The sequence below is a fragment of the Cupriavidus sp. MEYA8 genome, assembly GCF_059278825.1.
Map to the genome: position 1 here is coordinate 465,898 of NZ_JCAEMD010000003.1, position 13,667 is coordinate 479,564.

General features: G+C 61.3%; 13 protein-coding genes and 1 pseudogene. 2 read left to right on the forward strand and 12 right to left on the reverse strand.

The genetic code is table 11. From position 1 onward, the window contains the following. Positions 1-2: 2 nt before the first annotated feature. The 9 genes and pseudogenes from AC5WJ1_RS30040 to fabG form a co-directional block, all read right to left on the reverse strand. On the reverse strand, positions 3-1,160 hold the full coding sequence (locus tag AC5WJ1_RS30040) for an acetyl-CoA acetyltransferase (protein ID WP_494477108.1): 1,158 nt from the start codon (positions 1,158-1,160) through the stop codon (positions 3-5). A gap of 15 nt (positions 1,161-1,175) precedes the next feature. Beyond that, positions 1,176-1,373, reverse strand: a complete 198-nt coding sequence (locus AC5WJ1_RS30045) for an acyl-CoA dehydrogenase family protein (protein ID WP_494477399.1) — start codon at positions 1,371-1,373, stop codon at positions 1,176-1,178. Beyond that, positions 1,342-2,871 (reverse strand): AMP-binding protein, encoded by a 1,530-nt coding sequence (locus AC5WJ1_RS30050; RefSeq protein ID WP_494477109.1) that lies wholly within the window; start codon positions 2,869-2,871, stop codon positions 1,342-1,344. Before AC5WJ1_RS30050 ends, AC5WJ1_RS30045 begins: the two co-directional genes overlap by 32 nt. A gap of 46 nt (positions 2,872-2,917) precedes the next feature. After that, a complete protein-coding gene (locus AC5WJ1_RS30055; RefSeq protein ID WP_494477110.1) occupies positions 2,918-3,787 on the reverse strand; it encodes a MaoC/PaaZ C-terminal domain-containing protein in 870 nt (289 codons plus the stop codon). Positions 3,788-3,795: 8 nt separating this feature from the next. After that, positions 3,796-4,701: an SDR family oxidoreductase gene (locus AC5WJ1_RS30060; protein ID WP_494477400.1), complete on the reverse strand. Its 906-nt coding sequence runs from the start codon at positions 4,699-4,701 to the stop codon at positions 3,796-3,798. Between the two features lie 8 nt (positions 4,702-4,709). After that, positions 4,710-5,132, reverse strand: a pseudogene (locus tag AC5WJ1_RS30065) (DUF2889 domain-containing protein); the annotation flags it as partial. Continuing rightward, positions 5,132-5,305, reverse strand: coding sequence for a DUF2889 domain-containing protein (locus AC5WJ1_RS30070; protein WP_494477111.1), 174 nt, complete (start codon positions 5,303-5,305; stop codon positions 5,132-5,134). The pseudogene AC5WJ1_RS30065 and the gene AC5WJ1_RS30070, both read right to left, overlap by 1 nt. Positions 5,306-5,492: 187 nt before the next feature. Continuing rightward, positions 5,493-6,467: a Bug family tripartite tricarboxylate transporter substrate binding protein gene (locus tag AC5WJ1_RS30075; RefSeq protein ID WP_494477112.1), complete on the reverse strand. Its 975-nt coding sequence runs from the start codon at positions 6,465-6,467 to the stop codon at positions 5,493-5,495. Positions 6,468-6,547: 80 nt separating this feature from the next. Next, the gene (fabG, locus tag AC5WJ1_RS30080; protein ID WP_494477113.1) at positions 6,548-7,300 is read right to left on the reverse strand and encodes a 3-oxoacyl-ACP reductase FabG; all 753 of its coding nucleotides are present in this window, start codon (positions 7,298-7,300) and stop codon (positions 6,548-6,550) included. Between the two features lie 692 nt (positions 7,301-7,992). On the opposite strand from fabG, the gene AC5WJ1_RS30085 reads away from it, so the two are divergent. Next, positions 7,993-10,698: a winged helix-turn-helix domain-containing protein gene (locus tag AC5WJ1_RS30085; protein WP_494477114.1), complete on the forward strand. Its 2,706-nt coding sequence runs from the start codon at positions 7,993-7,995 to the stop codon at positions 10,696-10,698. Between the two features lie 81 nt (positions 10,699-10,779). On the opposite strand, the gene AC5WJ1_RS30090 is transcribed toward AC5WJ1_RS30085, so the two are convergent. Both AC5WJ1_RS30090 and AC5WJ1_RS30095 read right to left on the reverse strand, forming a co-directional pair. After that, entirely contained in the window at positions 10,780-11,055 is a 276-nt protein-coding gene (locus AC5WJ1_RS30090) for an H-NS family nucleoid-associated regulatory protein (protein WP_494477115.1), read from the reverse strand. Continuing rightward, positions 11,039-11,335, reverse strand: coding sequence for a hypothetical protein (locus AC5WJ1_RS30095; RefSeq protein ID WP_494477116.1), 297 nt, complete (start codon positions 11,333-11,335; stop codon positions 11,039-11,041). Before AC5WJ1_RS30095 ends, AC5WJ1_RS30090 begins: the two co-directional genes overlap by 17 nt. A 306-nt stretch (positions 11,336-11,641) precedes the next feature. On the opposite strand from AC5WJ1_RS30095, the gene AC5WJ1_RS30100 reads away from it, so the two are divergent. Beyond that, positions 11,642-11,836, forward strand: a complete 195-nt coding sequence (locus tag AC5WJ1_RS30100; RefSeq protein WP_494477117.1) for a hypothetical protein — start codon at positions 11,642-11,644, stop codon at positions 11,834-11,836. Positions 11,837-11,948: 112 nt separating this feature from the next. Here AC5WJ1_RS30100 and AC5WJ1_RS30105 read toward each other — a convergent pair whose 3' ends face one another. After that, positions 11,949-13,637 (reverse strand): MBL fold metallo-hydrolase, encoded by a 1,689-nt coding sequence (locus AC5WJ1_RS30105; RefSeq protein ID WP_494477118.1) that lies wholly within the window; start codon positions 13,635-13,637, stop codon positions 11,949-11,951. Positions 13,638-13,667: the final 30 nt, after the last annotated feature.

A 13,667-nucleotide genomic window follows, 5' to 3' on the forward strand; every position in this document is an offset into this window, starting at 1 on the left:
CTTCAGACTCCGAGAATCATCGTGGTGTTGCAGGAAAACACCATGCCAGGCGCGTGGCACAGTGCAAGCTCGGCCTTGGGCAACTGGCGCGCGCCGCATTCCCCACGTAGCTGCCTCACTGCCTCGATGATGACGAACATCCCGAACATCCCGGGGTGACCGAATGACAGGCCGCCGCCCGAGGTATTGATCGGGAAGCGTCCGCCAGGCGCCAGCGCCCCACCGGCGACGAAGTCGCCGGCTTCCCCGCGCTCGCAGAAGCCCAGTTCCTCGAGTGCCTGAATAACGCCAATGGTGAAGTGGTCGTAGATCTGTACGACATCGATGTCCTCGCGCGTCACGCCAGCCATCTTCAGCGCGGCGTCGGCCGTCTGCGCCACGCGCGTATCGAGCCAGTCTTCGGTGTTGAAGGGCGTGTAATGGTGCGAGAACGATTCGGCCGCGCCCATGACATACACCGGCTTGGCCTTGAGGTCCCGCGCGCGCTCCGCCGAGGTGATCACCAGGGCGCCACCGCCATCGGTCACCAGGCAGCAATCCCGCGTGCGCAGCGGCGAGGCGATCACCGGGGAGGCCATGACCTCTTCGATGGAGGTCTCCTCGCGCCGATACGCCTTGGGATTCAACTGCGCCCACTTTCTGGCCGCTACCGCTACTTCCGCGAGGTCGCGCATCGCGGTGCCGTACCGATGCATATGGAGCTGCGCGATCATCGCGTAGTAGCCGATGGGGCTGAGCTGCCCATAGGGCAAAATGAACTGCCCGCGCGGGTTGGCCGGATTCTCGGCAATCACACCGCTCTTGCGCGAGCCGTCGGAGAGCTGGGTGCTCCCGTAGGTAACCAGGGCCACGGAACACATCCCCGCGGCGATCGCAGCCATCGCGTGGCGAATATGCATGAGATTCGACATGCCGCCTACATTGGTCGAGTCGACGTAGCTGGGGCGAATCCCGAGATACTCAGCGACCTGGAGGCACGAGAAACGATCGTCGGTATGCGCAAAGACGGCATCGACATCGGCCAGCGACAGCCCGGCCTCGCGCAGGGCAAGGTGGGCGGCCTGCCCCTGCATTTCCAGGGCGGTCTTGCCCGGCACTTTGCCGAGCTCCGATTCGGCAACGCCTACGATGGCGACCGAACGGGAGAGTTCTTTCTTCATTGTTCTTTCCTTGCTTCAGAGGGTGCGGGCAATGACTTCACGCATGATCTCGTTGGAGCCACCCCAGATACGATCCGGCCTCACGTCGGTGCAGGTGTGCGCGATCGGGTGACTGGTGCCCTTCGCGCCGGCAGTCGACCGCTGTACCTTTCCTGAGTTCGCATCATGAGTCCTTTCGTTTTCAATGCCCTCCCCGCGCTTCGGTGGGCCAATAGCTCGCCTTCACCAGGCGCTTGAGGAGCTTGCCAGTCTCGGTTCTCGGCAGGGCTTCGACGAAGTCGACGGTTCTCGGACATTTGACTTCCGAGATGCGGCTGCGGCACAGCGCGATTAGCGCTTGCGCCAGCTCCGGACTTGCCAGTCCGGGCTCGTGCAGTTGCACGACGGCTTTCACCTCCTCGCCGAACTCTTGGTTTGGCACCCCGACAACGGCCACATCGAATACGGTCGGGTGCGTCATCAGGACGTTCTCCGCCTCTTGCGGGTAGATGTTGACGCCGCCGGAAACGATGGTATTGGCCAGCCTGTCGGTCAGGTAGAGATAGCCTTCGGCGTCGACATGGCCGATGTCGCCGTACGTTCCCCAACCGTTTTCATTGAATGCCTGGCGAGTCTTCTCCGGATCGTTGTGATAGACGAACGGGCTCGCGCCGGAGAAATACACGACGCCGGTCTCGCCGACGGGTAGTTCCTTGCCGCCCTCGCCCACGATGTGCACGGCGCCGAACTCGGGCTTGCCAACGGATCCCTTGTGCGTGAGCCACTCCTCAGAGGAAAGGGACGTTCGACCCACGAGTTCCGTGCCACCGTAGTACTCGTAGACGATCGGCCCCAGCCATTCGATCATCTCCTCCTTGACGGGGACGGGGCACGGCGCCGCTGCGTGGATGACCTTCGCCATGCTCGACAGGTCGTATTTCGCACGCTGCGCAGGATCGAGGCGCAGAAGGCGCACGAACATAGTCGGCACCCATTGCGAGTGCGTCACGCGGTAGCGCTGAATCGCCTCGAGGGCATCGACCGGGTCGAACTTTTCCAGGAGCACGCAGGTTGCCCCGGCCCGCATGGCGGACATATTCCAGCGCACAGGCGCCGTATGGTAGAACGGCGCTGTGGAAAGATACACCGAGTTGGTGTCGAATTCCTTGTAGTTGGTACGCGTTGTGTCATAGGCCGTCTTGGCGCCGAGCGCCCGCTTGACTCCCTTCGGCAGGCCGGTCGTGCCGGACGAATAGCTGAAATCCCTGCCTTCGGGTGTGTCCGGCAGTTGCACATCATCCGGGACCTGTGCCAGCCATGCCTCATAGGTGGAGAAACCCGGCTGAGGTCCACCGACGATCACGCGCCGGACAGCCAGGTCGTGCAACGCGCTGCCATCCACGTCATTGAGCGTGGCGTCGGAGCAGAAGAGCGTCTTGGCTTCGCTGTCCCGCACAATGTAAGCCACCTCTTCAGCCTTCAGGTGCCGGCTGATGGTGGTGTAGTACAAGCCAATTCTGTGAGCTGCCCAGAGGATCTCGAAGTAGCGTACGTGATTCTCGAGGAACACCGCGATGCCGTCACCGACACAGAGACCGGATGCCATCAAGGCAGCGGCACATTTCCGGGAACGCAACTCGAGTTCGCGCCAGGTCACTGCCTGGCCTGAGGGAGCCATGTAGTACGCGACGCGATCGGGCGTCTGCTGCGCATAGGTTTCGATGGGTGACATGAATGCTCTTTTCGTTGATGCGATCGACTGGGCAGCCCCGTGCCAGTCAGCGGATGTCGGCGACGCCGTGACTCAGTACAACAACGCCGCGCTCCACGATGAGGGTGCGGAAGCTGACCTGGCCTTCTTCCCTCCACATTTCGACGCGCAGTGTTTCCCCGGGAAAGACCGGAGAAGAGAAGCGCGCCGAGAAGCTCGCCATGCGCTCGGATTGCCCATCGCAGCATGACTGAATGACTGCGCGCGCGGCCATGCCATAGGTGCAAAGGCCGTGGAGAATCGGCCTGTCGAAGCCCGCCTTCCGCGCTGCATCCGGCAAAGCGTGGATTGGATTGCGATCACCGTTAAGCCGGTACAGCAGCGCGGCGTTCGCAGCAGTCGGCATGACCATGACGGCATCCGGGTCTCGTTCGGGATTAGCCGGCAGCGGTGCCAGCGGCGCGTCGCCCGGCGCATGCGGCGTTGCGAAGCCCCCGTCGGCACGGCAGAACGAAACGTTCTCGATGCTTGCCAGCAGTTCGCCCGTTTCGGCGTCCGTCACCGTTCGCTCGGTGACCAGCAACGCGCCCTTGCCCTCGCCCTTGTCGACGATGCGGCTGACCTTCGTACTGCTGCGCGCGGCGCCGGAAACTGCCAGCGGACGATGAAAGCGCATCCGCTGCTCGCCGTGAAGCAGCTTGATCCAGTTGATGCCGGTTCGCGGGTCCTGCGTCCAGGGGCCAGGCGAACCAATCGTGGCTAGGATCGTGGGGACGATGCGCAGTCCATCTTCATGAACGAACGGCAAGTCCTTCGCATTCAGCGGATCGGCGGCAAAGCCCAGGCTGAGCGCGTAGCGGATGCAGTCGTTGTCAGTGTAGGCAGACACTTCCTCGGGAAATGCCCACGCCTTCAGGTCGTTGTAGACGATTGCCATGGCTTACCTCAGATCGGATCCCAGCAGAACACGTCCGGCGAACGCTCCAGCGGCGAGAACGCCCGCTTAATCGCCGGAACCGCGTGTTCGGCAATTGACTCCAGAGTCCAGCCTTCGGAGCGGTGAACGGACGCTACCGGGCGCGGCTGGCTCATCACCATGATCTCGTTGGCGCGCACCGCCAGGATCTGGCCGTTCACGTCTGCCGCCGCATCGCTGCAAAGGAACGCAGCCACGGGCGCGATCTGTTCTGGCTTCATGGCTTGCATGCGTTCGAGGCGCTTTTGCTGGGCCTCGTCCCCGGCGGGGATGGTGCCGATCAGCCGGCTCCATGCAAACGGGGCTATGCAGTTCGAGCGCACGTTGTAGCGCGCCATGTCGAGTGCGATGGACTTCGACAGCGCAGCCACACCCAGCTTGGCCGCCGCGTAGTTGGCCTGGCCAAAGTTGCCCACGAGACCGGAGGTCGAGGTCATGTGGACAAAGGCGCCGCTCTCCTGCTCCTTGAAGTACGTGGCAGCGGCGCGGCTGACGTAGTAGGCGCCGTTCAGGTGCACGTCAACAACCGCCTTCCATTCCTCTAGGCTCATCTTGTGGAAGATGCGATCGCGCAGGATGCCAGCGTTGTTGATGACCGCATCAATGCGGCCGAACTCGCGCACTGCGGTGTCGACGATCGCTTCAGCACTGTCGGGTGTAGCCACGGAGTCCGTATTTGCCACGGCTGCGCCACCGGCGCTGCGGACTTCTTCCGCCACCGTTTGCGCGGCGCCGACATCACTGCCTTCGCCGCTGCCGCTAGAGCCCAGGTCGTTGACCACCAACTTGGCACCGTTGGCGCCCAAAAGCAAGGCAATGGCGCGGCCAATGCCATTGCCGGCGCCCGTCACGACTATCACTTTGTCTTTCATCATCTTCTCCACTACGAATTTTCCGGTTGATCTCCGGATGCCACTGGCTGTCGATACCACTGGGGGTAATGCTTAATGACCAACGGGCCATCCTCTCTCCACGCATGGCATCCGCCGATCTTCAGTGGACGAGAGCTCGGCTGCGTCTCGACTTCGTCGACAATCTTGGCCTGCAGTATGGTCTGCACTGCGAGCGTCGGCAGTAACGCCGCCAGTTCCGACAGATGCAAGCAGCGCTCATGTGCGGATATGCGCTTGGAGATTTCCTGGCGAAACCCTTTGAGCAGGTTCGCGCCAACCAGCCGTTCAAGACGCGACTGCGCCTCCGGGCAGATCGACGGGAATGGCATCCGCTGCATGCTGCCTTCTGCCGCAAGGACATCCAAGGCACCGTTGACGGTGACCCGCATGGCCATCAGGTGAATGGGCACCCCTACGAGAAATGCGTTGTCTGAGTCGCGAACTCCTCAGGCTTCGTGTCCTCAATCAACGCCTCCAGATCCCACAGGCCGTCCTGACGTTCATACGCCTGAAGTTGAATCGTGCGCGTGTGAGCCGCTTTCCTTGCACAAGCGGGCTGCGAGAGAAAGTGCGAAGACGCCACCATTTACAGCCTCCCGAAATTGGTTTATTGCTCCGGCTAAGGCGTGGCCGGCAATGTGAATGAACGCAGTGGCGCTGGCCGATGTATGAGGGGAAGACAGCGCCCGCCCTGACCGACGACCGATGCTTCCAGCTCACAGGGTGCGGCCGATAGTCTCCTTCATGACCTCCGACGTCCGCTGCACGCACTATCAGTCAACCGTCGCTCCGGTCTTGTGCACGATCACGGCCCAACGATCCACCTCTTTGCGAATAAACTCTTCGAACTGCTCCGGTGAGCTGCCCCGAATCGTGCCGCCAGCTGTGGAGATGCGTTCAGTGAAGTCCTTGGATCCCAGTGCCTTCAGGCTGGCCGCATTCAACCGTTCGGTCAGTGCTTTCGATAGGCCAGCGGGCGCAACGACACCGAACCAGGGGGACGCCTCAAAGTCCGGAAGTCCAGCCGCCTCGGCTACGGTCGGAACATTAGGTAGCAAAGGGCTGCGCTTGGACGAGGTGACGGCCAAACCGACGAGACGTCCCGCCTTGACCTGACCATAGACTGCGGAGAAGCTAAGCTGCAAAAGCGGTACTTGTCCCCCGATGACAGCCGCCAAAGCTGGCCCCTCGCCATTGAAGGGAATATGTGTCATCTTGAGCCCGAGCATGCTGTCAAGCATCTCACTAGCCAGATGCTGGCTCGTCCCGTTTCCGCCGGTCGCGTAGTCGACACTCGACGTCTTGGCGGCACGAATCACATCCTGCAAGGTTGTGTAGGGGCTGGCCGGATTCGCGGCAATGATGTTTGGCGTCGAGGCGAGTAGCGCGATCGGTTGAAAGTCCCTTTTGGGGTCGTACGGAAGCTTCTTGAAAAGGCTGGCGTTGATTGCCAGCGGACCAATTGTTCCGAAGCCCAGCGTATAGCCGTCCGCTTTCGATTTCGCGACAGTATCCATGCCGAGGTTACCCCCTGCCCCGCCCTTATTCTCTACAACAACAGCCTGCCTCAATTCGTCCGAAATCGCCTTGGCGTACGATCTTGCAAGGGCATCAGTGATTCCCCCTGCGGGATACGGAACCACTAGTCGAATAGGCTTTGCGGGATACTCCTCTGCTGCTGCTGGCTGCATGAAACCGCATCCCAACAGAGCGGCCACCAAAGCCATACGTGAACTCGATGCGATCATTGTGTCTCCTTATACTAATCGGCCACTCACTCCTGTCTGGCTTCGAAACTCGCCCGACGCGTTGGCTGGTCCGTGATTCATCAAGTCGAGTATCGACCGCCCGTGACGTGAACCGTTTCGCCGGTGATAAATCCAGCACGCTCGGATGCCAGAAACGCGACCGCATCGGCGATATCGTCTTCTTCCCCCATCCGCTGGATCGGCTGACGGGTCAGCGCATTGGTACGAAGCTTCTCGTAAGTTTCGAGACCGCGCACCAGCTCCGTTGCGACCAGGCCGGGGGCCACTGCGTTCGCCGTGATGTTGAACTTCCCAAGCTCATAGGCCAGTGAGCGAGTCATGCCGATGAGCCCCGCCTTGGCGGATGAGTAGTTGGTCTGCCCCGGGTTCCCAAGATGCGCCCGCGAAGAGATGTTAACGATCCGCCCCCACTTGCGGTCCATCATGTGAGGCAATACTGCGCGCGTGCAATGGAACGAGCCTTTTAGAATGGTGGAGACGACGGAATCCCACTCCTCTTCCGACATTTTGGTCAGATACTTGTCTCGCGTGAAGCCAGCGTTATTCACCAGGATGTCGATACCGCCAAAGATTCGCGTGGCGGCCTCTACCATGGCATTGATATCGTCGCGACTGCACACATCTGCCGCGAAGCCAATCGCCTCATGCCCGGCCTCTTTCAGTCGTCCAACCGCCTGGTCCACTGCCTCTTGCTTCAGGTCATTGATGACGATGCGCACCCCGTCCTTCGCCAACGTCAGTGCGGATGCAAAGCCCAGGCCTCTTGCTGAGCCCGTGATCAATGCGACTTTTCCTTGAATACCCAAATCCATTTCCTTTGCCTCCTTCGATGTGCAAATGTGCCAGGCTGTTTGCCAGATGCGGCGCCCCGCTTTCCCCCAAGTAAGGGTTTCGAAGCGCGCGCTTTCTGATCTTTCCGGTTACTTCACGAGGCAGGGACTCGAAAAACTCGATCGTCTTGGGCAGCGAGCAACGCGCGCTCGAAACTCATCCCCTGAAATCGACATGATTTCCCCGCGTACGATGGTCTGGAGAGTTGGCTTTTCCGACGGCGAAGACGTCATGTTCGGCAACGTCTATCCCTATTGCTGCCAGCAAGTGTGCCGGGATGCCCTGGGGATGCCTATCACAAGAATTCATGATTTCTGCGGGCGGAGGCTCGCTGCCGGGCCGAGCGCCAGCTGTCCCGGAAAGCGCCTCATGCTGGCCGACTGAAGCCTTCGGCCGCCGATAGAAGCCCCACTTGGACCAGGTTGCCGCGATCTGCGCACATTTTGCATTCAGGCCGCGGGGAATTGGTGGCTTAAGCGCTACGCCACGACATCAATGACATGTGCGGGGGCTTCTGCTTGGCCTCACTGGCCCCAGACCTCTCCGCAAGGCAACCCCGATCGTGGCAATATGTTGGACTTCCGCGGCAAGCGCGGCGGACCCGCGAAACTATCGACGCTGAACTGGCCGAACTCCTATCCGGCTACGGCGGCACGCTTCAAGTCAAATTCTCGTGAGCACCTATCTGGATTCAGCAGCGTCTTCAAGTTTGCCAAGTGTCAAGCTCAGCCCTCCCGCGGCGGATGCGCGCCATGTATTGCGCGAACTTGCCATTGAATCGATTCTTCAGTCGGGAGCCGTTCGGTTGGTGCTGCTAGAGGCGCCGGCGGGGTTTGGCAAGTCGACGTTGATGGCGCAGGCGCGTCGTCGTCTGATAGAGAAAAGTATTGCGACTGCTTGGCTAAACGTCGATGCCGCCGACAATGACATTGCCAGGTTTGTCACAAGCATCCATGCGGCTTTGGATCAGTTGGAGCCCGAGCCAGAAGACTCTGAACATTCGACGTATGCGGTAAGTCAATCGGAGAACGTGGTCGATCGGCTCTCCACTATCGATTTCCCCTTCGTCGTGTTCATCGACGAATTCGAGACGATTCGCTCAGAGGCGGTGTTGTCACTGATCGAACAGCTAGTCGATCGCCTCCCTCGTGGCGGGAAATTTGTCATTGGCACCCGCGTAACACAGTGCCTGCGCCTGGGGCGGTTGCGTGCGACGGGACAGCTACGCGAGCTCGACACGAGAGATTTGCGTTTCACTCTCGATGAAACTCGAAGATTCTTCTCTCAGCGAAGTCAACAAGCGCTGTCGGATCTCGATCTCTCCCTTCTGCATTCGAAAACAGAAGGCTGGGCTGCTGCGCTCTGGCTAACAGCCCTTACGCTAGACCGAAATGCCAGGCAGCGCGATGTCATTCTTAGTTTCTCGGGCCCTGAGACCGGGCTAGCCGCATATCTGGCAGAGGAAGTTCTCGCCAAGCAACCCAAGGAACGACAAGTTTTCCTTCTCCGGACTTCGATCCTCACCGAGGTGTCGGTTGACCTGTGTCAGGCGCTTGTCCCTGACGCGGACTCCAGCAGCATGCTCAACGAACTCTCCGCTGCGCATGTCTTCCTCGCGCCAGTTGAGGGCCAGAGCGGTACGTGGAGATATCACAGCCTCTTTGCGGATTTTCTTCGTTCCGAGCTTCAGCGCGTGGCCGGCGGCGAGCTTCCGAGGTTGCACAAAGCAGCGGCGGACGCCTATCGAATCCAGGGCCGGCAAGTACGGGCGATTGAACACTTGCTGCTAGGGGGGCAATTCGTGGAAGCCACCGCTCTCATGCAGGAACATGCCACGTCGTTGCTAACGAAAGGACGATTCGGGTTGCTGACCCGTTGGTTCGACCTCTTGCCTGCCGCGGCGCTCAATGACTCACCTCTCTTGCAAGTCATTAAGGCTTGGGCGATTGACTATACGCGTGGCCCTCGGGCGGCAAAGTCACAGCTAGACTCGCTTGGCCCCGAAGTTGCCGAAGATGCCGAGGCGGGTGCGCATTTGGCCGCGTTGCGGGTCACATTGCTTAACCAGATGGATCGTTGGGAAGAAGCGTACACGGCTGGACGAAAAGCGTTGACCGCGCTGCCCAGTCCCTCGCCTTTTGCTGACTCATCATTAGTAACTGTAGTCGCCTCCGCCGCAACGGTGCTCGGACTGTTTGATGAGTCAAGACGCATGCTGGACAGAGCGCGGCAGCGGCTGCCTATGGAGCGCAGCAGTTTTCATCGCATGTACGCCGAGTGTGTAGAAGGCATCACGGATTTGTTGGGCGGCCGGTTGAGGCAAGCGCGGGCCCGCTTTCGCCTGGCCCTGCAAACTTCACAGGCCGCGAGTGATCGTGCGCTTCATGGCAATGCTTGGGCCGGGATGCTTTATGCGGTGTCCGTCTATGAGTGCGGGGATATCGAGCACGCCCGGCAGTTGCTGCTCGTCTACTTGCCCCTGGCGCAAGAGGCCTGGCTTTCGGATCATACGATTCTGGGATACTTGTTGCTGTCGCGAATCGAGTTTCGCCGCGGAAACGTGGATCAGGCCCTTGACAGCCTGTTGCGGCTTGAGTACTTGGGTCAGGAGCGCGCTTTGCCAAGGTTTGAGGTCGCCGCCCGCCTGGAGCGTTCTCGGATACTCCTGCGCCAAGGGCATTGCGCGGCTGCGCAAGACGAGTTGGTTCGTGCCGCTGAATCGCCAGCGCTGCATGACATTAGCATGCGCTGTCATCTTGCGCACGATTGGGATGATCTCCAGATTGGCCAAGCGCGATGGGAGCTGTCTTGTGGCGTTCGCAAAAAGGCCAGGGCGCAGCTTGAGGGGCTCTTAGGTAATGCCCGTTCACACGGGTTGGAGCGTCGCCGATTGAAGTTGGAGCTACTCCTCGCGATGGGCAGCTTCCTGGAGGGGGACAAGGATGGTGCGGTCGCGGCTTGCATCCCTGTGCTAAGAGCGGGGTTTACTGAGGGTGCCGCCAGCGTATTTGTTGATGAAGGCGCGATCGCCCTATGTTTGGTGAAGGAGGTGCTCGCCGCCACCCCCGCGCACGTCGATCCGATGTTTGCAGACTATCTGCAATCCCTCATGGCCTCTTTCGGTTCCCTCGTCCAAAGCGAGGCTCTATATCTCATGCAGGACCAAGCGACAGCCGGTCCAGCCGAGGCACTCACGCCGAAAGAAATTCAGCTCCTTAACTTGGTGGCGGAGGGCTACTCGAATAAAGCACTGGCGGAGAAGCTATACGTTTCCGTGAACACGATCTCGACGCATCTGCACAACATAAACGCCAAGCTGGCGACGCGTAGTCGGACACAGGCAGTGGCGCTTGGGCGACGATACGGCGTGATCAAGTAGGGTTTCGAGATGACGTCCCATTTGCTGAAGCGGATACGACGCTCAATTTTGACCCCGCTCTGCAGCAATCAGATCGACTTTCTATTCGACCAGGAAAAACTCCACCGACTGCCCCGCATTGACCGCCCGCCGCAGCCAGTCGGGCATCTCGCCCTGCCCGTCCCAACTTTGTCCCGCGGCGTTGCGGTAGCAGACCACGGGCGGTGGCGGTGGCGCTGATGCGGGTGGCGACGGGGGCGGAGAGGGCGGCGGATCGAAGCACCCCGCCGCTTCCAACCCCTCCATGGTCAGCCCGTAGTCGGCCATCTCCGTCTGGATCCAGCGGAACGCCGCCGCCCGCTCAGTTTTTGCAGTCATTGCTGTCGCCACTGCTGTCGCTGCCGTCTTCCGGGTTCAAGGCGGCGGCTGGCGCGCCCTGATTCTCGTCCTGCTGTCCGTCCAGCTTTTCGCCTGGCGCCTCCTTGTCGGTCGGCGCCGGGCCGCCGGCCTTGCGCCGCCGCCCGCCACGACCATCTCGCTCAGGTGGCCCCATTCGCAATTCTGCCAGCAGCTGGCGCGCCGGCGCCGCTTCTGCCTCGGCCCGTTCGGCCCGACGCTGCGCCGCGCCCAACTCCGCCTCCAGGTCGTTGACGGGCACGGCATCGTGCGCAGGGGTACCTGGACAAGCGGTGCCTTGCCCTACGGAAAAGGCGGACCACGCGACTCTGCACGGAGGCGCGACTGCCCGTATAGCCTCGCTGCTTGAGTTCTTGCCAGATCAGTTCAGGAAAGCGACAGCCTTGGGGGATTCGTTCCTCGATATAGAGGGTCGGCCGGCATTCGTGAATTTCTCGCCAAAAAGACCGTAACCCTCCGATCTGTCGCCTGTTGGGATTTATTGATCCCGGCGCGCGTTATCCCTGCCACGTCGCCCTCGGCGGCGATGCCGCTGCCGGCGATGGTGATGTCGCCCGTGCGCGAGCTGACAACTCAAGCCAAGCCTGTGGCGGCCACGCACTGGAGCACGCGCAAGATGGCCGCCGAGTTGGGTGTGAGCGCCAGCACCGTCATGCGCCATTGGCACGCCCACGGGTTGAAGCCGCACATCGTGCGCGGCTTCATGGGTCTCGCGCGATCCGAAGTTCGTCGAGAAGCTTAAAGACATCGTGGGCCTGTACATGTCACCACCCGAACACGCGTTGGTGCTGTGCTGCGACGAGAAGAGCTAGAGCGCAGTTTAGCCCCAAAAGATTCTTGCGGATCCTTCTCAACTACAGCAACTGCCAGACGTCATCAGCCTCACGCGCCACGCCATCGGCCTCCAGCTTGCGCAGATGCGCAAGCAGCGAGCGCTGGGCGATGGGATGTTTGCCCGGCGGCACGTCGTCGTAGACGCTAGCCAGCAACGTGGCAAGATCCACCGGGGCCAACGCTCGCAGTGCGTTCAGAACCTTGGCTTCGCGCTGCTGTCTATGCTGGATCAGCAAGCGGATCGCGTCATGGGGCTGGCTCATCAGGAACCCGTGACCTGGCGCGATCCACTCGATGTCCTCGTCCAGCAGAGCCCGCAGCGATGCCAGATAGGCGCGCATGTCGCCGTCGGGCGGATTGATGACGACGGTCGAGCCCTGCATCACGTGGTCACCCGCGAAGAGGGTCTTTTCTTCTTCGAGCAGGTAGCATAGGTGGTTCGACGCGTGCCCCGGGGTGTGGATCACGCGCAGCGTTGTATGCGGTCCGAGGACGAAAACGTCACCGTGTTGCGGCATATGGTCGGGGGCGAAGGTCTGGTCCTGGCGGTCGGTCATGGCTGTCACGCGCCCGAATACGGGCGCGCCCGTGGCGGCGCGCAGGCGTACCGAACCGGGCGAATGGTCAAGATGCGTGTGCGTCACGAAGATCCATTTGACGGGGTCCGGCGCGGCAGCCAGGACGGCTTCGAAGTGCGCCGCATCATCAGGGCCCGGATCGATCACGGCCCAGTTGTTGTCAGCGCCTGCCACGAAGTAGGTGTTGGTGCCCGGCCCGGTCATGACGTTGCCGTTGTTGGCCGTCACGCGCCAGACGCGTTCGGACAACTTGACCGCACGACCTGGCTCCAGCGAGTAGCGTGCATGGCCGGCGCCATCGGGATCGATGCGCGCTATTTCCGCATAGGACGCTTCTCCCGGCATCACCGGGCGCTGACCCTTCGTGCCTCCGGCCAGTCGTGGCATGACCGGTGCTATGTTGCGCTGCTGCTGAGCGAAGTTGAAGCAGGCCTGCGCGCTCTCGAAATGTGCGATCGATTGCAAGATCTTGCGCGTGGCATTGACCAGCGTGATGTTGCTGGCGGGATCAAGGGCATCGGCCGGGCGCACCCAGCAGTGCTTCACAGCTTCCACGCCATCGTGTACCGCAGTCTGCCTGGCCGGCAGCAGCGCCATGAAGAAACGAGTGTCAAAGCGCTTGGGCAGGCCCGGCGGCGTGACCCAGTAGGCGCTGTACGCAAGCCTGTCCACGGCAAGCCGCAGGCCCAGCATCTCGCAGACATGCGCCAGCCCCTTGCCACCATAGCCGGCCGCCTCCCGCAGTTGCCGGCGGATGCCTTCCGCGAGGCTATCGAGCTGCACGAGTTGACCGTGCTCATCGTAGGCAAACAGCAGGCTGACCTCCTCGAACGCTTCGCGTACCGCGCAAAGGTAGTAATCGAGCCCGTTCGAGGCGACATTGAGCCGCGCGCTGGCCGCCTTGTCCTCAAGACCGACGCATAACGTGCGCAGTGCAGCATCCTGCGGATCGAGCGTGCCGCCGGGGAACACGAAGGCACCGGCACTGCGGTCGTCGTCGCGTTGTGAGCGGCGCATCATCAGCACTTCCATGCCTTGCGGCCCGTCGCGCAGTATGAGCATGCTGGCGGCGGGGCGCATGGCCTTAGAACGGATAGTCGGGGATGCGGAATCTGGGGCAGCAGTGGACATGGACGAATTTTGCGGAAGTTTGGCGAGTTT

Bases quoted from the DNA above. Each gene is read 5' to 3' on its own strand.
- AC5WJ1_RS30075 (WP_494477112.1), bottom strand. From the start codon at position 6,467: ATGATCGCATCGAGTTCACGTATGGCTTTGGTGGCCGCTCTGTTGGGA.
- AC5WJ1_RS30070 (WP_494477111.1), bottom strand. From the start codon at position 5,305: ATGGTGGCGTCTTCGCACTTTCTCTCGCAGCCCGCTTGTGCAAGGAAA.
- AC5WJ1_RS30060 (WP_494477400.1), bottom strand. From the start codon at position 4,701: ATGATGAAAGACAAAGTGATAGTCGTGACGGGCGCCGGCAATGGCATT.
- AC5WJ1_RS30090 (WP_494477115.1), bottom strand. From the start codon at position 11,055: ATGACTGCAAAAACTGAGCGGGCGGCGGCGTTCCGCTGGATCCAGACG.
- AC5WJ1_RS30105 (WP_494477118.1), bottom strand. From the start codon at position 13,637: ATGTCCACTGCTGCCCCAGATTCCGCATCCCCGACTATCCGTTCTAAG.
- fabG (WP_494477113.1), bottom strand. From the start codon at position 7,300: ATGGATTTGGGTATTCAAGGAAAAGTCGCATTGATCACGGGCTCAGCA.
- AC5WJ1_RS30040 (WP_494477108.1), bottom strand. From the start codon at position 1,160: ATGAAGAAAGAACTCTCCCGTTCGGTCGCCATCGTAGGCGTTGCCGAA.
- AC5WJ1_RS30050 (WP_494477109.1), bottom strand. From the start codon at position 2,871: ATGTCACCCATCGAAACCTATGCGCAGCAGACGCCCGATCGCGTCGCG.
- AC5WJ1_RS30055 (WP_494477110.1), bottom strand. From the start codon at position 3,787: ATGGCAATCGTCTACAACGACCTGAAGGCGTGGGCATTTCCCGAGGAA.
- AC5WJ1_RS30100 (WP_494477117.1), top strand. From the start codon at position 11,642: ATGTCGCCCGTGCGCGAGCTGACAACTCAAGCCAAGCCTGTGGCGGCC.